Here is a 23,607-nt window from a genome sequence, read left to right on the forward strand (position 1 = left end):
ATGGAGTGGAGCGTGTGAAGCGAAGGGCCAGATTGCAGTAGCTGCGTCAGCCTCAAACGCGCTGGAGTAAATGGTGAGAGGCTGGTGAAGCACCAGCCTACACGAATGCACAGTAATATTTGTACTCGTTGTCTTACGGATTGATTTTGGTAATCTTAGAGCCTTCCAGCCCCATACCAGCCATCAACCCCTGCCCACCGAAAGGAACTGCGAAAACGTCCTGAGACACTGTGGTCGTAGACAGGCTGGATGCGATGGATTTGTCCCAAACGACCAAGCTAGGCCCACTGCCCAACGCCCAACCATCGCTTCTGTCTAGGTAGTTCAGTGCATGCTGACTCATAAAGAAAAGCGCATACCCAAACGTCTGCGCCCCTGCTTGAAGGCCTAGGGACACAGCGGAAATTTCGTAGTAACCCACAGGCTCTCCACCCTTGAACAAGGTGCCTTGCCCATGCTCACCACCCAAAACAAAGCCTGCTTTATATATTCTGGGGAAAATCAGAATCGCAGTCGCTTTCTCGGCGAGTTCTTTGGTACTTGGTTCTACCGCATAAAGATGGTGCAGCGCTTGGGTAGAAGCCGTGCGGATTTCGTGCGCGGAATCGGCTAAGGCACTGTTCACTGGTGCGAGCGCACAGGCGGTGAACACCAGCAAGGCCGACAGTATGCGATGGGCCAATAGGCGGCTAGCACCTTGAAAATATTGATGACTGATCATGACCATGAAAGCATTATCCTAGTTGGGAAAATCAAGCTGTTTTAGCTTTTTGGAGGCCGTTCCAAACTGCCCTAACTGATAGATCGCAGCACCAGCAGGAGCAAACGAAAACTCCTGAAATGGCTCGGCCAGCATCTTGTCTAGATCTGCCTTCAGCGCCACCCCTGTTGTGACATGCGGGGTGTATTTTTCACCCGCCGCTGCCGAAACGTAGTTCGACACATAATCAATAAGAACGGGGTCAATGACCGGATCATCGGGGGTAGTTACGAATGCCGCCGAGTCACTTGTCGCTACCGTGTAAGGTGCTACGGCAGCAAGCAATTCAGCCTGTAACGCAAGCAGCTCTGGGTTGGATCTAACAGAAATACCCGCTAGGCCTGTAGCACCGGTTGGCAGGTAAAAGTACTTGAACGCCTCAAGTTTCATCTCTTTTGCTTTGGATTGCACAAGCACATCATTGGCAGCCGCATACACCTTATCCAGATCGTCTGTCCGCACGAAGCGCTGGACGATTGTGATATGTGGACGATGGGTGTCATCGAGTGCGAACCCCTGTGGATACACCCCAAGCAAACGGGCGTTGGTAGCCTCTGCTTTTTCAAGCATTGCTGCATCAGGCTCCAGCAGAATATCAATTGCCGTGACATCGCCTGGGGCGGCCACCGCCTGCTGCATCGTTATGCTTGAACCAATCAAGGTTGCCAGCCCGATGACGCAGGCACGACTGACCCATCGGAGGCAATGTAATGTATTTCTCATCTGGGAAATCCTGTGAAGCTACCTTCTGACGAGGGTCGACGATAAGCCGACCCACTGATATGGCGCGCGCCCTACAGATCAACTAACTTTGCGCACTGCTGGGATCGCCCACGTTCCATCCAGAATGGATGGGTCCGTGTCGCGTGGCCAATACGTTCTGAGCATCAGGGTGAACTCCCCGGGTGGAGCTGGTAGCCAATTTGACTCTTTATCCTTGCCAGGTGACTCCGTCTGTATATAAAGGTCGGTCGATCCATCTTCATTGACCTGCAAGTTTTGACGCGGACTGATCGAATACCGATTCAGAGGATTGTCTACAAAGAAGTAGTCTTTGTCATACATCGTCAGTGACCAAAACCCCTCTACAGGCGGTAAATTGCCTTTAGGGAATCGCATCACATACTTCTGCGTCCCGCTGTATGGCTGCCCGTGATCATCCATTGTAGAAATTGGGTAGACAGCATCCTGAGGTCGATTTGCCCCAAGCCCAATAGCAGTGATGAACGCCCGCATCACGTAATCAGTACCGTAATTCCCCGTGTCTACCGTGTACGACCAGCCGTTCTCATTGGTGAGCGCTTTATATTGCCCCATGATGCGCTCAACACCGGCCTTCGGAACACGGCGGGCAACATCTGTTAGGAGTTTACTGGAGTCAAAAGACTGACCAGGAACAAGCCCAATGCGCTCGTACCTTGCGACCTCAGTCGCGTCGGCACTCGCTGGCGGGTTCGTTTTCATCAGCTCGGCAAGCAACGTAAAGTAAGCCACTGCATCCATTTGGTTGACTTGGTCACGCACTGCAGTAGCCATGTCTACGTTCAGGTCTACCTCACCCTGCGGCGGCGTATAAGGCTGGCCATAGGCACTAAGAGGAAACAGCTTGAACTCATCTTGCAACTTGTGGACTGCCGCGTAGTCTTCGGGTGTGCCAGTGCAATATATACGGCCTAGCAACCATACCAAACTCGTGGGCGACTTGTATTCCTGCATGCCCTCCGGAATCGTTCCTTTCCAGCCCGGCCCTGTGATCAGGTAGGTCTGCGAACCAGTACCAGTAGTACGTTTACCGGGAACCTCAAAGACATTTGTCCAGCCATCGAGCATTGGCATCAGCGCATAACGGCCTTCCATATCCGGGATGCTGAGTACCCAAGGCTCATTGCCAACATCAAAGAAAGCATTGGTGTAAAGCGTATCGGCGTTGGGAGCGGTGACATCCCTGAAGGATGCATCGGGATAGCTGCGCATCTTGATGATTTGGCCCATCGGACCATGTACACCATTTTGTTCGGCAATGTTAGTGATAACACGGCGCGTCATCTCCATTGTCACCAGCGGATACCCAAAAATATAAGCATCTACTGCCAGATCCAGCTCATCGGAGCCTTCGCCCATCAGCCCCGCTTTAGCGAATACGGGTGCCATTGCCATACCAGCGATTAAGCTCGAGCCAGCCACCAAGACAGATCGTCTAGTCATCTTCATATGCTTTCCCCTATGCATTGCAGCTCCGTACGCTTATGTTTTTAGAGCATTGCTAGTTATTCACACAGCGAAGAATATCAAAGAGGTACACCCAGGGCTTGCCATTTGGTGCCACACAGGGAAAGCCTCATGTCACCTGTGGCGCCAAATGGCAAGCCCGTGAGGAAACATTCTTATAGAGTCTCACCATATCCGCCCCACTCAGCCACTACGTATCAAGGACTAGGGGCTAGCAACCAGAATTATTTATTGGTGCCGTGCTGACAAATCCGGATTGGACATGCTCATAAAAAGGGATGCTATGAACATCAGTAAAATTTTAGTAGCGATAGTGCTGATTGGGGTCTCCACGACTGTCGTGGCAGAAGAAGCGGAGCTTGCCAAGAAACTCGCTAATCCGATCTCTGCAATGATCAGTGTTCCCTTTCAATACAACTACGATTCTGGCTATGGCTCAGAAAAAGGCTATCGCTCGGTCTTGAACATTCAACCCGTCATCCCGATTTCGGTGAGCCACGACTGGAATCTAATCTCGCGCACCATTTTGCCAGTGATTGAGCAGCATAATATTGCCGGTAACTCAGGCAGGCAGTCCGGCTTGGGTGATATTACACAGAGCTTTTTTCTATCCCCAAAAGCCCCCACGGCTGGCGGCTTGATCTGGGGAGTAGGGCCAGCACTAGTGCTACCCTCGGCAACTAGATCTACGCTAGGCGGGAAAAAATGGGGAGCCGGCCCCAGTGCAGTACTGCTAACGCAACAAGGTGGCTGGACCTACGGCTTCCTGACGAACCATATTTGGTCGTTTGCCGGCAGTCGGAATCGCAAAGATATTAGCGCAACGTTCCTGCAGCCTTTTATTTCTCACACCTCCAGCGACGCTTGGACAGTGGGATTGGATACGGAAAGCTCATACGACTGGGAAGACAAGGATTGGGCGGTCCCGATCAATTTCACCGTTTCCAAACTCGTGAAGATCGGAGCTCAGCCCGTCAGTTTTCAAGTGGGTGCGCGGTACTGGGCAGCAGCTCCTGAAAATGGTCCCAATGGGTGGGCTATTCGAGCTGGTGTTACCTTTCTGCTCCCCAACTAAAACAACTATCGTCGAAGATTGCTTCGGGTTACCTGTCAGGAGGAAATGTCTATGCGCTCCCCCGCTCCTTGCATCAAATTACGAAGCATGCTGCAAATGGCACCCTATCTGACGATGCGAGGCGTCTCGGTGCTAGAGTTCCTCAAGTTGCTAGGAGTCTCTACCCAATTTTTTCAGAACCCGGATAGTTGGTTACCACGCAGTGCCTGCTTTCGCATCGCTAACAAAGCGTCTGCTATTACTCAGGACGCGTTCTCCGGTGCCTATGTGGGCCATTTAACTGAGATTCGTTCCTTAGGCGATTGGGGTGAGCTAATTATGCGCTCCGACAATATTGCCCAAGCTTGCGCACTAGCGGCCACGCACGCCTCTATGCTGCATCAAGGCGGTGAAGTCTCCATTGTGACCGAGGGTAGCCGTATCAAAATGATCCACCAGTTCACCGGTAGCTATGAAGACGATCCAGGACAGTTTATTTTAGGCAGTCTGGCAGTGCTGCGCAAAGTTCCCCTAATGGCTGGGGAGCCGTCTGCCATACAAGTCCATATCAAGACACCCCGCCAGAAAGGAGATAGTGCACTGGAAGAATGCCTAGGGCCGAACATCGTCACCAATGCGCCGTACAACATGATTGAATTTGACCGTGACTTGATGGATAGCCCATTAAGCCATACGCGTGACGAAGCTTGGAAAACAACGGACGCCCTGCACTCCACCATGAAAACAGCCGATTTGCTATTCCGAAACATCTCGGACCAAGGGTTGTCTAAACTCGGGCCTGTTTCAAAACAAGTGGGGCTATCCACACGCACGTTACAACGTCGCTTGAATTATTGTGGTGTTGATTTCGATGCGCTGCGCGATGAAACTCGACGAGACCAAGCCCTGAAATTGATTGCTACCGGCCGCTACACCGCCACTGAAATCGCCTACATGGTGGGTTATAGCGATCACGCGCACTTTACCCGAGCTTTCAAGCGGTGGACGGGTAGTGTCCCGTCGCGCTATTCGAGCTTATAGCAAGGCTGGGGCTTTCGAACTGAACACACTCTTTTAAAGTGCTAATATTTTAGTATTATTATAAAAATAAAGACAAAATATTGGCATAAACCAAAAACACAGATCTAAAACCCAAGGCAGTAAAATGGTGAATTTTCTCCAAAAGTGCTAATATTTTATCTAAATACACAGAAAAAAGAAGGAATAATAGCGCTATGGCGAAAAAGACTGCGCCCCTCTTACCGTCGACCCAGAACCTGCTCGTTGAGTTTGGAGAGCGGCTCAAACTCGCCCGGCTACGTCGCAAACTCACCGCCAAGCAAGTGGCTGAACGGGCGGGGATGACGCCGATGACCCTTCGCTCCCTAGAGTCAGGAGGCTCTGGCGTGACGATAGGGGCGTATCTCTCTGTGATGCAAGTCTTGGGCATAGAAAATGACCTCGCACAACTTGGCGCCGACGACGAACTTGGTCGCCTGCTTCAGGATTCTCGTCTTATGAAGCCAAGCGCCCCTACGTCACGCCGTGCCAATCCCAGAGAGAGTGCTCGAACATCTAGAGAAAGCATAGGAACCTCCAAAGATAGTCCCTCCGCAGAGGTCGAGGTATCCAGCCATAGTACGCAGGGAGGGGAGTCCAGCAGTCCAGCCCATGCCGACAAAGAGCGTGCCTCTGACACATCCTCAGGAATCACTGCGAAAAGCCTTGCTGCTCTCCTGAAGCCCTCCCCGAAAACTCAAATAGAGGGTGGTAAAAAATGACTATGATTGGTGTTTATGCTGATTGGGATGGGCTGCCACAACCCCTGCGGATCGGCGAGCTGAACTCTCGCAGAACAAGATCACAAGAGACCTTCGAGTTCCAATACGACCCTGCCGCCCTCACTGCCCCTTTCATTGGCCAACTTGTACTTGACCCAAAGATTTTGCTATTTGAAGGTCCACAATATCCGGTTCCACCTCAGGACAGGTTCGGCGTGTTTGCCGACTCGAGTCCCGATCGCTGGGGCCGTCTACTGATGGATCGTCGTCTCGCCCGAGATGTACGTGCAGGTATCCAACCTGTGGGCACTCGACTGTATGAAACAGACTATTTGCTAGGTGTGCACGACCTCTATCGCGTCGGTGCATTACGCTACAAACTCGAAGATCAGGGTGAGTTCCTTGATAACCAAGTCGGACTAGCTGCTCCGCCATTTGCCGAAATTCGAACACTAGAACAAGCAAGCCGAGCACTGGAAGAGGATCCTGACAACGTGTCTCGTCAAGGCCAGGAGTGGCTAAGGATGCTTATCGCTCCCGGAGGCTCCCTAGGTGGCGCTAGACCTAAGGCAAGCGTGGCGCATGATAATGGGCACCTGTACATAGCCAAGTTTCCGAGCATTCGCGATGAGTACGACGTCGGAGGATGGGAGATGGTCGTCAACGCCCTCGCTGTAGGCTGCGGACTAAATGTCGCGACAGCAGAAGCGCGAAAGTTCGCATCTGACCACCACTGTTTCATGGTTCGCAGGTTTGATCGCACGAACGAAGGGCGTCGACTCCACTTTGCTTCCGCTATGACCATGACCGGCCACGTAGATGGTGAAGATGCGTCGACAGGAGTCAGCTACCTGGAGCTGGCAGAGGTGCTCATTAGACACGGCTCCCAGACCAACGCCGACCTGCGTGAACTATGGTCCCGTATCGTATTCAACATGCTCGTCTCCAATACGGACGATCACCTGCGGAATCACGGCTTCATTTTAGTGCCTGGCGCTGGATGGCGACTCTCTGACGCCTACGACATGAACCCTGTGCCCATTGCTGACGGCCTGAAATTGAACATCAATGAAGCAGACAATGCTCTGGATCTTGAACTGGCGCGCGAAGTCGCTACGTACTTCCGATTAGATCTGAATGAGGCTGATGGAATCATTGAAAACTTCCAAGGCATCGTCAGGCAATGGCGAACTATGGCCAGAGAACTAGGATTACCGACACGCGAGCAAGATAGAATGGTTGGAGCCTTTAGACTTGCAGAGCAATAATTCTCTGTGAAACTCAAATCGGCGATAGACCTTTTGAATTCAACAAACCTGCGGAAATCACTGGAACAATACGAAAAGCGGAGTGGAGCGGGTGAAGGGAATCGAACCCTCGTATGCAGCTTGGGAAGCTGCCGTTCTACCATTGAACTACACCCGCATGGTGATATGACGCAATGCTGCGTAAAATAGAGACTTTGTCTAAGCAGCAAAGTATACCGCCGCACTGACAAAGTACCAAGATTTTTTTAGTGCTGGCTCACCCCCTATACCGAACACCATGACACACGACACCCAAGACAACGATAGCCCTGAGTCGCCTCACGGCCACATCAAGAGCTTTGTACACCACCGCTCTCATATCACTCCAAATCAGCAATTGGCGTTGGAACGCCTGAAGCCGCTTTGGTCTATAGACTACCGCAACAATATCCTGCAACCGGCTACCGTCTACAAACGCGAAGCGCCACTGATTCTAGAGATCGGTTTCGGGATGGGTGAAACCACACTCAGCATTGCTCAACAACGCCCTCAAGACGATTTCTTGGGCGTTGAGGTTTACGATGCGGGTGTGTGCTCGTTGCTGCGCCGTATTGATGACAATAAGGTCTCGAATATCCGTATCATCCAGCATGATGCTGTGGAAGTGGTGCGTGATATGATCGAACCCGATAGCCTCGCTGGGGTACATATTTATTTCCCTGACCCTTGGCCCAAAAAGCGTCACCACAAGCGCAGGCTAGTTCAATCGCCTTTTATCAATCTGCTGAGCACCCGTCTGGCCAAAGGTGGCTACATCCACTGTGCAACTGACTGGGAACACTACGCTCACCAGATGCTGGAAGTATTGTCTGCCGAGCCGCTGCTGCAAAATACTAGCGACGGTTTTGCTGAAAGGCCTGATTACCGCCCCCTCACCAAGTTCGAAGCCCGTGGCTTGCGCTTAGGACATGGCGTGTGGGATCTGATTTTCCGCCGCATTTAATTGCGCATCCTTTTTGACGAGCTACACCGATGAATATTACGTTAAATGGTGAAACCCGCCCGTTACAGACTCCATTCACCGTACTGGAGTTGTTGCAGGAACTGGATTATGTTGGCAAACGTATTGCTGTTGAGATCAACGGAGACATTGTTCCCAAAAGTCAGCATGCGACACACCAACTGAACGACGGCGACCAACTGGAAATTGTGGTGGCTGTGGGCGGAGGTTAAGCCTGTCTCACAATCGTTAACAATCAGCGCCATGTCTGTTACACATTTGTGGTGAATAATGAAGGCTCTTTGCATTATTCACCACAAGGACAGACACCATGAGCGTACTAAGCTTTCTGAAAAGTGTAGGCGAGAAACTACTGGGTGCCAGCGATGCCAAAGCCGCTACCCCAGAAGAGCTGCATAAAGAACTGGCCAAGCACCAGCTGGATGCCGAAGGGCTGGATATTAGTGTGAGCGGCGACACCGTCACCGTTTCCGGTACTGCAGCGACTACCGAAGCCGCTGAAAAAATCGTATTAGCACTGGGTAACACCTTGGGTGTTGCGGGTGTGGATAACAAACTGGCGGTTACTGCCCCTGCTACGGCTGCTCGTATGGTTACCGTACAAAAAGGCGATACGCTGTGGAAAATTGCAGAAACCGTTTACGGCAAAGGTAAAGGCAACGAATACAACCGTATTTTTGAAGCCAACAAACCTATGCTGAGCCACCCAGACAAAATCTACCCAGGCCAAGTTCTGCGTATTCCTGAGCTCTAAGTTCAGGCCTACCACCAGCTACAAATAAGGCCGTTTACGCAACCTAGCATAAACGGCCTGTGTATAAGTAAGCCGCCCCTGGCCTTAACACCAGAGGCGGTTTCTTATTTTACGTGCTGACTTACGTGCGCCAACAACACCTGCAACGGATGACGCAAGGTTTGTTCGTTCATGCGCTTCACCTGACTGCGGCAAGAATACCCCGTTGCCAAGACTTCTCCTTTTTCAGCGGGTGCTTCCAAGTGCTTAGCCCATGACTGACTAAAGATAGTCTTGGACGTTTCTTGGTTACGGCTTTCATGACCGTAGGTACCCGACATGCCGCAGCACCCTGCTGGCGGAATGTTCAGCGACAAACCACAGCGTTTGAATAACTGTGCCCACGGCTGAATGCTGTTAGGAGCGTTAGTTTTTTCGGTACAGTGCGGCAGCAATCTATACAGTTGTTCAGTCGTTGCCACGGCTACGTCTTCAGGCAACGCCTTGAGTAGCCACTCTTGCGGCAACTGTACTTGCGGCACGATACCAATGTCTGGCACCGAGGTGTATTCCTGACGGTACACCAGCGTCATGGCGGGGTCTAAGCCCACCAACGGAATATCAAAGCCCGCTACGGTCTGTAACTGGCGCGTATTGTGTATGGCCGCTTTGGCAAAGGCTTTACGGAAACCCTGTACATGCAACGGTTTACCGTTGGGGTTCAGCGGTGCCAACCACACTTGATACCCCAAACGCGATGCCAGCTCGATTAAGGCTGCCAATACGGGGGTTTCAAAATAGCGGGTGAATACGTCTTGCACGAGGATTACGCTACGTGCGCGTTCTTCAGCCGTCAACGCCGTTAATGCTAAGGGGGTAGCAGGACGCACATTCCACGCTTTTAGCACGTCGCCAAAATCCATAGAACTGAACATGGGGCTATCCACCATGCCAATGCGCTTTTCTAGAATACTTTTTACCCATTTTTGGCGCAGCATGCCGTTATACAACCACGGCATTTTGCTTAACGTTGGCATGCTGTATTCCAACGAGGCAATCAGGTAATCACGCACAGGGCGAGCATAACGACGGTGGTACAAACCCAAGAATCTAGAACGCAGCTCGGGGATGTTCACTTTAATTGGGCATTGGCCTACACATGATTTACAGGCCAAACACCCCGACATGGCGTCATACACTTCGTGCGAGAAATCGGGTGTTGCTTGTGGGTCTTGTTTAGACGCACGCTTTTTCCACAACCCTTTCCAGAACGATTGCGGCTCTTGCTCTACGGCGAGCACATCAACGCCAGACTGCTCTTGCAAGCGCAGCCATTCGCGCATCAACGATGCACGCCCTTTAGGGGAATGGGTGCGTTCACGCGTGGCTTTCCACGATGGGCACATGGCATCGTTCAGATCGTAGTTAAAGCAGGCACCATTACCGTTACAGTGCATGGGCGTGCCAAAACTTTGCCATGTACGCAGTGGCATTTGGCGGTCGTACTCACCACGCAGTGTCACTTTGTCGATCTTGAGCAAAGCCGCTTCTGGCTGTGTGGCTGGCGTCGCAATCTTGCCGGGGTTTAGCTGGTTATGCGGGTCAAATGCGGCTTTAAGCTGCTGCAAGGCGGGGTACAAATCGCCAAAGAAAGCAGGCGCATATTCAGAGCGCACGCCTTTACCGTGCTCACCCCACAGCAACCCGCCGTAACGCTGAGCAAGCTCAGCCACCGCATCCGAAATAGGACGAATCATCGCTGCTTGCGCTGGGTCTTTCATGTCTAGCGCCGGACGCACGTGCAACACACCAGCATCCACATGACCAAACATACCGTATTCCAGATTATGGCTATCCAACACCGCACGGAATTCGGCAATAAAGTCGGCCAAATTTTCAGGGGGTACAGCGGCATCTTCCACAAAAGGTTGTGGGCGTGCCTCGCCCTCTACGTTACCCAATAAACCTACTGCACGCTTACGCATGCCATACACGCGTGTGACGGCTTCAGAACCTTGCGCAATGGTATGGCCCAAACGGGTAACTGTCTGATCTTTCAGCAAATGCTCAATAAAGGTGCGTACCTGCTCGTCTACTTCAGCTTCGCTGTCGCCGCTAAATTCCACCAAGTTAATACCCAAGGTTGGGCGCTCATCTTGTGGGAAGTACTCCGAAACGCTGTTCCAGACGAAATCTTTCATCGCCAGCATCAGCACTTTGGAATCCACGGTTTCGATGGACAAGGGGTTTTGTGCTTGCAACGCATGCGCATCACGCAGCGCATCCATAAAACTGCCGTAACGCACGTTAATCAGCGTGGAGAACTTGGGAATGGGAAGCACATTTAACTTAGCCTCAACCACGAAACCCAGTGTACCTTCAGCACCGCACAACACGCTGTTCAGGTTAAAGCGGCCGTCTTGCTCCCACAGGTGAGCCAAGTCGTAGCCCGTCAAACAACGGTTTAATTTAGGAAAGCCTTTTTCAATTTGCTCAGCACGCTCTTCGCTGATTTGGCGCGCTGTACGGAACACCTCACCCACTTTACCGGGCTGCGCACAGGCTGCGTCTAGCTGGTCTTTGTTCAGTGGTTCACCGTGCAGGGCTTCGCCGCCTAGCAGCACCATGTCTAGTTCTAAGACGTGGTCACGTGTTTTACCGTACTTACAGCTACCCTGCCCGCTGGCATCGGTATTAATCATGCCGCCTAAGGTTGCCCGATTCGAGGTGGACAACTCTGGCGCAAAGAATAGACCGTGGGGTTTTAGGGCGGCGTTCAATTGGTCTTTCACCACACCGGCACGCACTCGTACCCAACGCTCTTCTACGTTGATTTCCAATATCTGGTTTAGGTGACGTGACAGATCCACCACAATACCGTCGGTTAGCGACTGGCCATTGGTACCTGTGCCACCACCACGCGGCGTCAGGGTGATATTGCTATATGCCTTCTCGCCCATCAGACTCGCCAGACAATGCACGTCTTCTATAGAGCGCGGAAACACCGCCGCTTGTGGCAAACGCTGATAAATGGAGTTATCTGTAGCCAACACGGTGCGGTGCGCGTAGTCGGCTTGAATCTCACCCGTGAAGCCACGCTGCGCCAGTGCCTTCAAAAATTCGGCATAACGAGGGGCTACTGGATCGAGGGTCTGGACGGAAGCAATATTCATAAAAACAAAACCACAGATTCCTGAGTTTTACTCATGTAAACTAATAAGAAAGGGCTAGTCTATAGTTTCAGTGATTACAGGCTAGACCACAAACGAAATCTTCACCGTCGGATGGTGAACAAAATTCATGAACGCTAGACATCTCACTCCTTCCATGTCGTTGCTATTGGTGTTTGAATCCGCCGCGCGCCATGAAAGTTACACCCGTGCTGCTGAAGACTTATCTCTTAGCCAAAGCGCCATCAGTAAACAGGTGCAGGCGCTAGAGAGCCATTTGGGGCTACAGTTGTTCAGACGCGAAGGCCGTTCGGTACGTTTGACCGATGCTGGCCGCCGCTACTACCTAGAGCTTGCACATGCCCTAGGTTCTATACGTAGCGCAACCCTGCAAGCTATGTCACATCAAAGCGGCAGCAGCACCCTACGTCTTGCCACCTTGCCCACCTTTGGTTCAAAGTGGCTATTACCGCGTATTCATGAGTTTTATACCGCCAATTCCGGTATTACCATCCATCTGCATTCACGCATTGGTGATCTGAATTTTGAGCAAGGTGACTTAGATGCTGCTATCACTGTAGGCACAGGATATTGGCCTGATTGCACGGCGCACCCACTGCAAAACGAACAGTTGATTGCCATCATCAACCCCGACGTGGCCAAGCAGAATGACATCACCCCTGAATGGCTAGGCAAACAAACCCTACTGACGATTAACAGTAACCCCCAAGCGTGGGCTGACTGGTTCTCACATTTCAATTTACCGCATACTCAAATGCGCATGGGGCCAAGCTTTGAGCTGACGTCGCATTTGATTCAAGCCGTACGTGCTGGTATTGGTGCGGGTTTGGTGCCGCAAGCACTGATTCTAGATGAGCTGCAACGCGGCGAATTGCAAACCGTAGGCCCCACCTTGATTAGTCCACGTAGCTACTACTTGGTCTACCCCAACCGTAACGCGTCGTTGCCTTCGCTGATTGCATTCAGAGAATGGCTATTACAGCAATCGCCGCATCACGCGGCGACCACTGCATAAACTTAGAAACCGTATAACTGCGCCGGATTATCCGTCAGGATCTTCTGGCGTAGTACGGGGTCTGGCAACAAGCGCAGCACCTCATTTACCAAGTCCTCATCACGTGGCATAGGAGTAGACAACTGCACATGCGGCCAGTCTGTACCAAACACACAGCGATCAGCACGTTGTTGCACTAGGGCTTCGAAAAATGGGTCTACATCGGTAAACGGTGCGACATCCAATGTGGAAATACGATTAGGGCCAGTCAGTTTCACCCACGTATTGCCCGCTTTCATCAGTTCCAACAAACCTTGGAAACCCGCTTCTTGTGTACCTTTAGCGGTAGACACATGCCCCATGTGATCAATCACACACGGCGTAGGCAACGCCGACAATCTATCTACCAAATGCTCAAAACGGGACACATCTACCAAGAATTGAATGTGCCATCCCAATCCCTGCAAACGATTAGCCAAACTGCGTACATCATCAAAGGTGATACCGCCGGGGAACACCAAGTTGATACGCACGCCGCGTATACCCAACGCATGCATACGCTCTAGCTCAGCGTCGGTCACCGAGGCATCTACCACGGCTACACCACGCCATTGCATGTCATCGTTTTGCGGCAAACCAGCCAAGGTGTCCAGCATAAGGCTGTTATCGGTACCGTACACACTAGGTTGTACCAACACTGCACGCTGGAAACCTAAGGTACGTAACAACGTTCTGTACGACGCTTCGCTGGCATCAGGCGGCGTATAACTGCGGTTCGCCTGATACGGATATTTCTGCTGCGGCCCAAACAAGTGGGCATGACAATCACAGGCCCCAGCAGGTAAAGCCGCCTTATACAAGGGGCTTACCGCCAATGGACCGGGGATTGTTGGGGCAGCAATTGCTGCCTGTTCTACAACCAAACTAACCATCTATGTTCAACCTACCAAACCTGGCAGCCACAGTGTTACGGCAGGCACATATGCTACCAACGCCACCACGGCCAACAGCACCACCAGGAACGGCCACAAATGGCGCGCTACTTGTTCTACTTTCAAACCACTAATACTGGACGCTACGAATAAGGAGTAGCCCAACGGTGGAGTCACCATACCCACGGCGAAGTTGATCACCACCATCGCACCCAGTTGGATAGGGTCCAAACCAATCTGCAAACCAACGGAAATCAGCACACCACTCAAGATCACCATGGCAGACACGGTATCCATAATGGCACCCAACACCAGCAGCATCAGGTTAATCAACAGCAGCAATACAAAGGGGTTAGAGGTCAGGCTCAGCAATACATCGCTGATTTGTGATGGGATTTGCTCACTCGCAATCACCCACGCAAAACCGTAGGCCACCACAATGATGAACATGATCACGGTAGTAGTACGCAACGAACCCATCAAAATAGCCGGCAAGGCTTTCCATTTCAGGTCTTTGTAGACGTACAAACCAATCACCAAGCTGTACAACGCACCTACCATCGAGGCTTCGGTAGGTGTGAACACACCACCGTAAATACCGCCCAGAATCACAACTGGTGCCATGATGGCCCAGAAGCCTTCACGCAATGCTTTCAACACGTCGCGACCACTAGGACGCTTTTCCGGTTGAATTTTGTGCTTACGCGCATACAACACGCTGACCACGCAGAAACCACCTGCCGCTAACAAGCCAGGTACTACACCAGCCAAGAATAGTTTGGAGATAGACTCTTCTGCCAACACACCCCAGATAATCATAGGAATGGAAGGTGGAATCATTTGCCCCAACGGCCCAATGGATGTCGCCAGCGCCGCACCGTAACCACGTGAGTAACCACGTTGTTCCAGCTCGTTGATCATGATGGAACCTACCGCTGCCGTCGTGGCAGGAGCAGAACCTGAGATCGCGCCAAAGAACGTACCAGCCGCCACGGTGGACATGGATAGCCCACCCGTGAAGTGGCCAAACAACGAGGAAGCAATACGCACCAAACGTCGTGACAAGCCACCAGCAGTCATCAAATCACCCGCCAGAATGAAACCAGGAATAGCAATCAAACTGGTGACGGCACTACCGGCCAACAAACGCTGTACCAGAATCATCTGGTCAAAATCGGCCATCCACAAACCTACTGCGGTCAGTATGCCCAGCGTAAACGCAATGGGCACACCCATCAGTAGCATGATGAATAGCCCTGAAATCAGTACGATGCCGATTTCACTCATGATGCTTTCTCCTCGGAAGCGTTAGCAGGTACAGGCTGGAACAACAGCACCAGCGAGTGCAGCACAATCAAGACACCGCTCACTGGGATAGCAGCGGTTTGCAGCCACAATGGGTAACGCAACGCAGGCGAGACTTGCCCTGCGGTGAAGCCCACGAACTGCCAACCTGCCCATGCCATCAGCGCACCAAACAGCAGCACTAAAATGCAGCTGATTTTTTCCAAGCTCACCTCTAGCGGACGTGGCAAGGCAGACAACAACAACGTGATACGCACGTGGCCTTGCTCTTGCACCATCACACTAGAAAACAAAAAGATGCTCCAGCTAAATGCCAATACCGCTACTTCATCTGACCACGTCAGAGAAGCATTCAGCACATAGCGGAAGAACACACCATCCAGCAAGGAAAACACCATAACCAACAAGCAAAGAGCGGCCAGAACGGCCGTTCCTCTGCTTATCCACTTGCTGACATTCTCAAGATACTTGTTCATGTCGCTGCTCACGAGAAAAAAGACATCACACTAGACCTGCGACTTACTGTGTCACTTGACCCAGAGCACGATCAAATACCTCAGCACCAATGCTGTCACGGTATTCGTCGTACACAGGTTTCACAGCTTCGCGGAACGCCGCAGCATCCGTCACTTCGTTCACTTGCATGCCTTCAGCCGCAATACGCTCCAACAAGTCCAGTTCGTTCTGGGCTACAGCAGCACGTTGACGCTCGATAGCTTTGCGAGCAGCAGCTTGCACAATGGCTTGCTCTTCCGCGCTCATGCGGTTGAATGCACGTTTGGACATCAACAGTGGCAACGCGTTGTACGTGTGGTTAGTCAAGGACAGGTATTTCACTTCGCCTGCGTATTTGTTGGCGTAAATCACAGCCAAGGGGATTTCCAAGCCGTCTACGGTGCCTTGTTGCACAGCCGTGAACGCATCGCTCCATGGCAGCGCTACAGGGTTCGCACCCAATGCTTTGAAGCTGGTCAAGAACAGGCTGCTAGGCTGAACGCGCAGTTTCAAACCTTTGAACTCGGCAGGCTCAGTGATAGGACGCTGGTTGTTAATCGCGTGGCGGAAACCGGCCTCAGCAAAGCCCAAGCCCACAATCCCTTTGGCATCCAGACGTTGCAGCAGATCTTGACCCACTTCGCCATCCAACACCTCGTGTGCTTGTTGCTTGCTTGCGAACAAGAAAGGTAAGTCAGTCAATTGGAACGCTGGTTCAATCGTGCCTACCTGTGTACCGGTAATCACACCCGCATCCAAAGTCCCCATCTGCATGCCTTGCAGCATCTCAGTGTCGTTACCCAACTGATTGCTAGGGAAGAATTTCACGCTGAACTGGCCTGGTGCTGCTGCTTCCAGCTCTTCTTGAAAGTAATGTGCAGTAATCGCGTATGGATCCACTGCGCTATCCGATGTTGTCCAACCCAAACGGATGTTGGTCACAGCCTGTGCTGCCCCAACCACACCCAGTGTTAATGCACAAGCCAGCGCTACGCGCCATTTACCCTGTTTGCTGCCAATCATTGCATCGCTCCTAAATATTCATGTCGTGTGCTGGTTTTATTCCTCTTTGCACACCCTACTTGTACTACAAGTTTTTTTATCATAACATTTAAAACATAGAGCTTTGCAACCAAAAGCCTTGCCACAAAACAAAATAAAGTAAAAACCCCCTTTGAATAACCTGTTTACCAAGTGATAAAAACAAGGAAAAAAAACACAAAAAACAAACAACTTGACCAACAAGAGGCACAGCAACTTCTGTAAAACAGACCTGAATCCGGTACTTTTCAGGGCAAAATAAACAAGTAGCGGTAACTTGTTATCAAGTAACAAGCTCCGATGTTATGATAGCCACATGAAAAAAAGCCCTGCTACCTCTAGACGTCAGCTATCGGAAGACATCTCGCGTTATTTAGAAACCGAGATTGCTCAAGGCCGCCTAAAACCTGGCGATCGTATCCCCACAGAATCACAGCTGACAGCTATGTTTGAGGTCAGTCGCAACGTCGTACGCGAAGCTGTAGCACGGCTTAAATCTGACGGCTTAGTAGAAAGCCATCAGGGGCTGGGTGCCTTTGTGTCTGAGCGTGGGCTACACAACAGCTTTAAGATTGATCACGAAGAGCTCAAAACCCTCTCAAAGCTACGCCAGCTCTACGAGATGCGGTTAGATTTAGAGGTATCTGCTGCTGGCATGGCCGCCAGAAGGCGCACTCGTAGCCAGCTAGAAGCCATTCAAAATGCCTTCTTAGAACTGCGCGAAGCCTTGCATCTCAACCAAGAGCTTATTGAAAAAAGCTTGGCGTTTAAGCGTGCTATTGCTGAAGCCACCGCCAACGAATACTTTAAGAATTTCATTCTGTTCCTGACGGCACACATCTTTGAAGTAGCGGCACTAGAACGACGTGTTGAGCATTCCAGCACACTGAAGCGAACACTACTGCAAGAGTATCAAGCCATCTTTGATGCCATCTTGTTGGGCGACCCAGACTTAGCACGGCGCGCAACTTGGCAACAAGTGATCAACTCTGCTGAACGCAATGGTTTACAGGGTTTACAGGGCTGGGAAATCACCCGCATGACCTCACTGGGTGAAACTTATGCACCACCTTGCCCTGCACCGCTGCCCGTTTCCACACCACCATCTATTACGTTGCCTGAAGGCGCATGCGACTGCCACTTCCACATTATTGGTGACTCGTCTGTACACCCTTTCACTGCACACCGCTCCTACACACCACCACTAGCCACACTGGAAAGCTATAAAGCCTTGCAACAAACATTGGGCCTTAGCCGTGGCGTTATCGTGCAACCTAGCGTGTACGGCTATGACAACAGCGTACTGCTAGAGGCCTTAAAAGAAGGTGGTGAAAACTATCGTGGCGTTGTAGTGATTAGTCAGCAAACCAGTGATGAAGAACTCTGGCGCATGCATGCGTTAGGAGTACGCGGTGTGCGTATTAACTTGTTGTACAAGAGTGGTGTAGAGGTATCTGACGTCACTAGCTTGGCATACCGTATTGCGCCACTGGGCTGGCATCTGCAATTGCTGGTGGATATCTCTGAATTTGCAGACCTGTACGATACGCTGGCTTACCTACCCGTAGAAGTGGTCATTGACCACATGGGCCACATGCCAGCCAGTATTGGTACGGCGCATCATGGCTTCCAAGCGTTGCTGCGCCTGCTACGTGAAAATAAAGTGTGGGTGAAGCTGTCTGGCCCTTATCGCTTCACCAATCAAGACGCCACGCCCTATCAAGACGTAGCACCTTATGCCACCGCATTGATTGAGGCCAACGCCTCACGCATGTTGTGGGCCACTGACTGGCCACACGTGTGCATACGTGTACCTATGCCTAACGACACCACGCTATTGGAAGACTTCTTTAGCTGGGTAAACCACGACGAAAAAATCATCCACCAAATTCTGGTAGATAACCCCGCTCGTCTATACGGTTTCTAAAGTCTGTACATAAAAAAAAACCCTGCTTGTTGCCACAACGGACATACACGCAGGGCTTTTTTGCGATGGTAGATTAACGGCGTTTAGAGCCGCCTTTCTTACCACCGCCGCCACCAAAGCCGCCCATCATATTACGCATGCCGTTGGCCATGCCGCCCATACCACTCATGGCGCGCATCATTTTAGCCATACCGCCGCCTTTCATTTTCTTCATCATGCCGCTCATCTGATCGTACTGATTCAGCAAACGGTTTACCTCTTGCACAGGCACACCAGAACCCGCCGCGATACGGCGTTTGCGAGAGGCTTTCAACAGCTCAGGCTTGGCACGCTCTTGCGGTGTCATGGAGTTCAAAATACCTTCAGTACGACGCAATTGTTTTTCAGCTTCGCCACCCTGCAACTGTTCAGCCGCTTGCGCAAATTGCGCAGGCAGTTTTTTCAGCAATGAGCCCATGTCGCCCATTTTTTTCACTTGCTGCAGTTGATCGCGGAAATCGTTCAGATCAAAGCGGTCACCCGATTTGATCTTTTGTGCCATTTTCTCGGCTTCAGCGATGTCGATGTTGCGCTGAGCTTGCTCAACCAACGAAACAATATCGCCCATCCCCAAAATACGTTGCGCCATGCGCTCGGGGTGGAAAGGCTCCAGACCATCAACTTTCTCGGACACCCCAACAAATTTTAGGGGCTTGCCTGTGATGTGACGCACGGACAATGCCGCACCGCCTCGGGAGTCACCGTCCAGCTTGGTCAAGACCACACCAGTCAGTGGCAACGCATCACCAAAGGCCTTGGCGACGTTCACCGCATCCTGACCCTGCATCGCATCCACAACGAACAGCGTTTCTACCGGCTTCACCGCTTGGTGCAACTGCTGGATTTCTAGCATCATGGCTTCGTCTACACCCAGACGACCAGCCGTATCCAGAATCAGCACATCGTAGTGATGACGCTTAGCATGATCTACCGCACGCAATGCGATATCTACTGGTTTTTCAGAAGTATCGCTAGGCAGGAAGTCGACGCCTACTTGTGCGGCGACGGTTTTCAACTGCTCAATAGCGGCGGGTCGGTACACGTCGGCACTGACCACCAATACTTTTTTCTTACCAGTTTTGCGACCATGCTGGGTGTGACCACCCTCGTACAGCCATTTCGCCAGTTTGGCTGTGGTGGTAGTTTTACCCGCACCTTGCAAACCAGCCATCAAAATTATGGCAGGAGGTTGTGTGGCTAAAGACAGCTCGCTGGCTTCATCGCCCAGATCGGCACCCATCAGCGAGGTCAACTGCTTATGCACCACCCCCACCAATGCCTGACCTGGATTCAAGGAGTCGGCAACATCACTGCCCAAAGACTCTTCTTTGACCTTTGCAATGAACTCCCGCACAACGGGCAACGCAACGTCAGCCTCAAGCAATGCCATGCGCACTTCGCGCAGCATATCCTGTGTGTTGGCTTCGGTAAGTCGCGCCTGACCTCGCATTGTTTTTACAACACGGGCCATGCGCTGAGTAAGATTTTCGAACATATGGCTGGTTTCGCTTAAACTAGTGATTCGTCGGGGTTACTACCCGGTTCAGGGCCAAGCGCCCTGTAAAGCTTTAATCGTCTGTCGGATATTTATGTCTGCAAGCATTGTATTTCACTTGCTGGCCGCTCTGGCTTATATTGTATTAGCGATTGTCTTATGGCGTCCTATTACTCGAGGCAGCCAGCAACCCGTACTCAGCGGAACATGCCGCATAGCCCTGCTTGCTGCCATCGTACTACATGGTGCCGGGCTATTGCTTACCATTATATTGCCACAAGGTCTGCACTTAGGGTGGGCACTGGCACTTTCAGCCGCAATCTGGCTGGGTATGGTGGTGTTCTGGTTTGAAAGCCTTTTCCTGCGCTTAGACAGCCTGCTGCTTATCCTGCTACCTGCCGCCACCATCGTGAGCTTACTCGCCGCCTTGGTACCGGGTGGCGCCATCATTTTGCACGGCGATAGCGAATGGCTACGCATACACTTATTGATCGCCATTGCCGCCTATGGGCTAATGACGGTTGCTGCGCTGCACGCCATCTTAATGACAGCACTAGATAGACAGCTACACCGCCCTGCCTCGCACCCTGAAATGCCTACTCTGCTGCATCGTGCGTTAGACACCATGCCACCGCTACTGGTGCAAGAAGAGCTGTTGTTCCGCTTGGTACGCATAGGTTTTGTGATGCTAACGCTCACCATTTTGTCGGGCAGTGCTGTCAATATGCACCTATCTGGTACGCTGTTACCGCTGGATCACAAAACCATCTTCACGCTGCTCTCTTGGTTTACTTTTGGTGGGCTGCTCTTGGGACGCCGCATCTGGGGCTGGCGCGGCCGTACTGCTTTGCGTTGGATGCTGGCAGGCTCGGCTTTCTTGATTTTGGCGTACTCTGGTACCCACTTTGTTTTAGACGTTATTTTGCAGCGAGGCGCTATTGGCTAAGGTTTTACTCTGGGTCATCGTTATTCTGGCCGTTATTCTGGTGATGCGCGTAATCGCTGCACAAAAAATCAGACAAAACCAGCAGACCCGCAATCCCCAACAAGGCCGCACACAATCCAAACGCGGTAAGGCCGAACCTATGGTGCGCTGCGAACACTGCGGCGTACACCTGCCTCGCTCACAAGCCCTAATGAGCGATGGCCATACGTGGTGCAGTCTGGAACACGCTAAGCATGGCCCCCGCAAATAACAGCGCCTTACTCCTACAACCAGACGGCTGGCTTGCCCCCGCCGCTGGTGTCATGCTTGCGCCCTCACCCAATTTTGATACACGCCCCGAAAACGAGCCTATAGATTTATTGGTAATTCACAACATCAGCTTGCCGCCTAATGTCTTTGAGGGCAATGCGATTATTGATTTCTTCCAGAACAAACTGGATATCAGCAGCCACCCTTGGTTTGAGAACATACGCGGCGTTACCGTGTCGGCGCATTTTCTGATTCGCCGCAACGGTGACATTGTGCAGTTTGTGTCTACCCTGGATAGAGCCTGGCATGCTGGCGTTTCCAACCATCATGGTCGCCAAGGGTGTAATGATTTCTCTATTGGCATCGAGATGGAAGGCAGTGACTTCTGTCCCTTTGAAGTTGCACAGTACCAGCGCCTAAACGAGCTTTCACAGGCTTTGGCTGAACGCCACGATCTACACGCTATTCGTGGCCACGAGCACATAGCACCAGGCCGAAAAACCGACCCTGGCCCATTCTTTGATTGGGAAACCTACGCCAGCAACAGCCCGTGGCCGCGCCCACATTTTCCTGATTTAGCAGATTCCGACTAGCGGTGTTTACACACCAATATTGCTAGGCACGGAGCTGTGGTTATCGCTCACCCACATTACTACAGCATCTTTTTCTGATGTGGAGATCAGTGCGTGACCCATCTGACCATCGAAGTAAATACAGTGCCCTTCGTGCAGCTCTACGGGGCCGTAGAACTCGGACATAAACATCACGCTGCCTTCTAACACGGTCAAAAACACTTCGCCCAAGTGACGAATCAGTTTGCCATTGAAGTCGCGTAAGTTACGTGCTCGCACCACCGTGCGAAACGGCAGCATTTTCTTATGAGAAAGGTCGGACGCTAACAGTTCGTGTACGTAAGCCTTACCTTCTAACAAGGGGCCTTGTTCACCCTGCATCAGGCTACGACGCGCTGCCGCACCTTGATTACTGCCACCCGCCCCTACTAGATCGACGAGATCCAACCGCAGACCCGCGGCGATTTTCTGTATGAGGTCAAAGGTAGGTGACATGCCGCCGTTTTCAATTTTAGACAGCGTAGACTTGGCTACCCCTGTTTCTATACTGGCTTGTTCCAGTGTCCAGCCCAATTCGCGACGCAAGTGTCGCAGACGCTCACCAAATGCATTGCGGCTAATAGGTGCTGCTGGCTCAGTTAACAGAGTATGTTTTGACGCCCTAGACAGTACAGTGTCGTTTGTAGATTCCACCATCGTAGATTTTTTCAATTTTTAAGAGATAATAAGCACTATAACGTAGCTACTATGGAATACGCTACTTAGCATTTAGGCATAGAACAGGCTACGAACATAAAGTTTCCCATTGGAAACATATAATTTACGGAGACAACTGCTTCATGTACCACGTTCAAAAAACCAGCCAATCTTGGTATGGCCAAAGCATCGGTATTCTAATTTTAGACGCTGCTTACCCCTGCATTCCCGGCAATGTGGGCAATGCAACCACCTTTAGTTATCCAGTGTGTTACCAAGAGGTTAAGGGCGCATCCATTGATAGGCTGTTAAACCAGCGCGACCCCGAACTCATCAAACCCTTTATTGAAGCCGCCCAAGAGCTAGAACGTCGTGGCGTAAAAGCCATTACCGGCGCTTGTGGGTTCATGGCCCTATTTCAAAAAGAAGTGGCTGCAGCGGTCAATATTCCGGTGTTTTTATCCAGCCTGATGCAAATCCCCTTTATCCACGCTCTGACTCGTAAACCGGTAGGCATTATTACTGCCAACGCTTGCCAGCTAGGCACCATGCATTTTTCAGCGCTAGGCATTTCTGACAGCATTCCCGTCGTCGTGGCAGGCATGGAGCATCAACCTGAATTCAACAGCGCTATCCTTCAAGAAAAGGGCACGCTATGCTCTAACACCATTGAAGAAGAAGTCACTAGCGTTGCCCGCCACATGCTGACGCAAAATCCAGACTTAGGGGCAATCTTACTGGAATGCAGCGACTTACCCCCCTACGCCCATGCGGTGCAACGTGATACCCAACTACCCGTCTTCGACTTCATCACCATGATTGATTACGTGCACCATGCATTAGTGCGTAAGCCGTATCACGGCCATATGTAATCGGTACACAGGGCTTACACCGCTCGCT

The 23,607-nt window shown here is 51.5% G+C and carries 23 protein-coding genes and 1 tRNA gene; 13 read left to right on the plus strand and 11 right to left on the minus strand.

From position 1 onward, the window contains the following. Positions 1–133: 133 nt before the first annotated feature. From AC3QL0_RS14690 to AC3QL0_RS14700, 3 genes are all read right to left on the minus strand, one after another. Positions 134–721 carry a lipid-binding SYLF domain-containing protein gene (locus AC3QL0_RS14690; RefSeq protein ID WP_493009141.1) on the minus strand — a complete coding sequence of 196 codons (588 nt, stop codon included), beginning with the start codon at positions 719–721 and terminating at the stop codon, positions 134–136. A gap of 18 nt (positions 722–739) precedes the next feature. Next, on the minus strand, positions 740–1,483 hold the full coding sequence (locus tag AC3QL0_RS14695; RefSeq protein WP_493009142.1) for a 2'-5' RNA ligase family protein: 744 nt from the start codon (positions 1,481–1,483) through the stop codon (positions 740–742). Between the two features lie 78 nt (positions 1,484–1,561). Then, entirely contained in the window at positions 1,562–2,971 is a 1,410-nt protein-coding gene (locus AC3QL0_RS14700) for a DUF1254 domain-containing protein (protein WP_493009143.1), read from the minus strand. A gap of 331 nt (positions 2,972–3,302) precedes the next feature. On the opposite strand from AC3QL0_RS14700, the gene AC3QL0_RS14705 reads away from it, so the two are divergent. The 4 genes from AC3QL0_RS14705 (at position 3,303) to AC3QL0_RS14720 (ending at position 7,092) form a co-directional block, all read left to right on the plus strand. Then, positions 3,303–4,064: a transporter gene (locus tag AC3QL0_RS14705; RefSeq protein ID WP_493009144.1), complete on the plus strand. Its 762-nt coding sequence runs from the start codon at positions 3,303–3,305 to the stop codon at positions 4,062–4,064. A gap of 51 nt (positions 4,065–4,115) precedes the next feature. Next, positions 4,116–5,084 (plus strand): AraC family transcriptional regulator, encoded by a 969-nt coding sequence (locus AC3QL0_RS14710; RefSeq protein ID WP_493009145.1) that lies wholly within the window; start codon positions 4,116–4,118, stop codon positions 5,082–5,084. 194 nt (positions 5,085–5,278) lie between these two features. Next, a complete protein-coding gene (locus AC3QL0_RS14715; RefSeq protein WP_493009146.1) occupies positions 5,279–5,824 on the plus strand; it encodes a helix-turn-helix domain-containing protein in 546 nt (181 codons plus the stop codon). After that, on the plus strand, positions 5,821–7,092 hold the full coding sequence (locus tag AC3QL0_RS14720; protein ID WP_493009147.1) for a type II toxin-antitoxin system HipA family toxin: 1,272 nt from the start codon (positions 5,821–5,823) through the stop codon (positions 7,090–7,092). Before AC3QL0_RS14715 ends, AC3QL0_RS14720 begins: the two co-directional genes overlap by 4 nt. An 83-nt stretch (positions 7,093–7,175) precedes the next feature. Here AC3QL0_RS14720 and AC3QL0_RS14725 read toward each other — a convergent pair. After that, positions 7,176–7,249: transfer RNA gene (locus tag AC3QL0_RS14725), tRNA-Gly, on the minus strand. Between the two features lie 120 nt (positions 7,250–7,369). Here AC3QL0_RS14725 and trmB point away from each other — a divergent pair. From trmB to lysM, 3 genes are all read left to right on the plus strand, one after another. Beyond that, positions 7,370–8,074 carry a tRNA (guanosine(46)-N7)-methyltransferase TrmB gene (trmB, locus tag AC3QL0_RS14730; RefSeq protein ID WP_135864189.1) on the plus strand — a complete coding sequence of 235 codons (705 nt, stop codon included), beginning with the start codon at positions 7,370–7,372 and terminating at the stop codon, positions 8,072–8,074. Between the two features lie 29 nt (positions 8,075–8,103). Continuing rightward, the gene (gene thiS / locus AC3QL0_RS14735; protein WP_135864191.1) at positions 8,104–8,304 is read left to right on the plus strand and encodes a sulfur carrier protein ThiS; all 201 of its coding nucleotides are present in this window, start codon (positions 8,104–8,106) and stop codon (positions 8,302–8,304) included. Positions 8,305–8,402: 98 nt separating this feature from the next. Next, entirely contained in the window at positions 8,403–8,846 is a 444-nt protein-coding gene (lysM, locus tag AC3QL0_RS14740) for a peptidoglycan-binding protein LysM (RefSeq protein ID WP_493009148.1), read from the plus strand. 104 nt (positions 8,847–8,950) lie between these two features. Here lysM and ydiJ read toward each other — a convergent pair whose 3' ends face one another. Next, entirely contained in the window at positions 8,951–11,998 is a 3,048-nt protein-coding gene (ydiJ, locus tag AC3QL0_RS14745) for a D-2-hydroxyglutarate dehydrogenase YdiJ (RefSeq protein ID WP_493009149.1), read from the minus strand. A gap of 127 nt (positions 11,999–12,125) precedes the next feature. Between ydiJ and AC3QL0_RS14750 the strand changes: the two genes are divergently transcribed. Beyond that, on the plus strand, positions 12,126–13,031 hold the full coding sequence (locus AC3QL0_RS14750) for a LysR substrate-binding domain-containing protein (protein WP_493009150.1): 906 nt from the start codon (positions 12,126–12,128) through the stop codon (positions 13,029–13,031). Between the two features lie 2 nt (positions 13,032–13,033). Here the strand turns inward: AC3QL0_RS14750 and AC3QL0_RS14755 are convergent, their stop codons facing one another. Genes AC3QL0_RS14755 through AC3QL0_RS14770 form a run of 4 tightly spaced genes read right to left on the minus strand, consistent with a single transcriptional unit; the run spans position 13,034 to position 16,765 of the window. Then, the gene (locus tag AC3QL0_RS14755) at positions 13,034–13,942 is read right to left on the minus strand and encodes an amidohydrolase family protein (RefSeq protein ID WP_493009151.1); all 909 of its coding nucleotides are present in this window, start codon (positions 13,940–13,942) and stop codon (positions 13,034–13,036) included. Between the two features lie 6 nt (positions 13,943–13,948). Beyond that, a complete protein-coding gene (locus AC3QL0_RS14760) occupies positions 13,949–15,229 on the minus strand; it encodes a TRAP transporter large permease (RefSeq protein WP_493009152.1) in 1,281 nt (426 codons plus the stop codon). Beyond that, a complete protein-coding gene (locus AC3QL0_RS14765) occupies positions 15,226–15,723 on the minus strand; it encodes a TRAP transporter small permease (protein WP_493009153.1) in 498 nt (165 codons plus the stop codon). The genes AC3QL0_RS14760 and AC3QL0_RS14765 overlap by 4 nt, the downstream gene beginning before the upstream one ends. 43 nt (positions 15,724–15,766) lie before the next feature. Then, complete coding sequence (locus AC3QL0_RS14770) at positions 15,767–16,765, minus strand: TRAP transporter substrate-binding protein (RefSeq protein ID WP_493009154.1); 999 nt, start codon at positions 16,763–16,765, stop codon at positions 15,767–15,769. 334 nt (positions 16,766–17,099) lie between these two features. Between AC3QL0_RS14770 and AC3QL0_RS14775 the strand changes: the two genes are divergently transcribed. Then, on the plus strand, positions 17,100–18,710 hold the full coding sequence (locus AC3QL0_RS14775; RefSeq protein ID WP_493009155.1) for an amidohydrolase family protein: 1,611 nt from the start codon (positions 17,100–17,102) through the stop codon (positions 18,708–18,710). Positions 18,711–18,783: 73 nt separating this feature from the next. On the opposite strand, the gene ffh is transcribed toward AC3QL0_RS14775, so the two are convergent. Next, positions 18,784–20,244 carry a signal recognition particle protein gene (gene ffh / locus AC3QL0_RS14780; RefSeq protein WP_493009156.1) on the minus strand — a complete coding sequence of 487 codons (1,461 nt, stop codon included), beginning with the start codon at positions 20,242–20,244 and terminating at the stop codon, positions 18,784–18,786. 94 nt (positions 20,245–20,338) lie between these two features. On the opposite strand from ffh, the gene AC3QL0_RS14785 reads away from it, so the two are divergent. The 3 genes from AC3QL0_RS14785 to ampD are packed head-to-tail and all read left to right on the plus strand — an operon-like array spanning position 20,339 to position 22,032. Next, entirely contained in the window at positions 20,339–21,190 is an 852-nt protein-coding gene (locus tag AC3QL0_RS14785) for a cytochrome C assembly family protein (RefSeq protein WP_493009157.1), read from the plus strand. After that, a complete protein-coding gene (locus AC3QL0_RS14790) occupies positions 21,183–21,440 on the plus strand; it encodes a PP0621 family protein (protein ID WP_493009158.1) in 258 nt (85 codons plus the stop codon). The genes AC3QL0_RS14785 and AC3QL0_RS14790 overlap by 8 nt, the downstream gene beginning before the upstream one ends. Beyond that, the gene (gene ampD / locus AC3QL0_RS14795) at positions 21,424–22,032 is read left to right on the plus strand and encodes a 1,6-anhydro-N-acetylmuramyl-L-alanine amidase AmpD (RefSeq protein ID WP_493009159.1); all 609 of its coding nucleotides are present in this window, start codon (positions 21,424–21,426) and stop codon (positions 22,030–22,032) included. The genes AC3QL0_RS14790 and ampD overlap by 17 nt, the downstream gene beginning before the upstream one ends. 6 nt (positions 22,033–22,038) lie before the next feature. On the opposite strand, the gene AC3QL0_RS14800 is transcribed toward ampD, so the two are convergent. Continuing rightward, complete coding sequence (locus tag AC3QL0_RS14800) at positions 22,039–22,707, minus strand: helix-turn-helix domain-containing protein (RefSeq protein WP_493009160.1); 669 nt, start codon at positions 22,705–22,707, stop codon at positions 22,039–22,041. A 143-nt stretch (positions 22,708–22,850) separates the two neighbouring features. Between AC3QL0_RS14800 and AC3QL0_RS14805 the strand changes: the two genes are divergently transcribed. Further along, the gene (locus AC3QL0_RS14805; RefSeq protein WP_493009161.1) at positions 22,851–23,579 is read left to right on the plus strand and encodes an aspartate/glutamate racemase family protein; all 729 of its coding nucleotides are present in this window, start codon (positions 22,851–22,853) and stop codon (positions 23,577–23,579) included. The last annotated feature ends 28 nt before the right edge of the window (positions 23,580–23,607 follow it).

The sequence above is a fragment of the Paenalcaligenes sp. GW821-LYS-B07-1 genome (genome assembly GCF_058803365.1).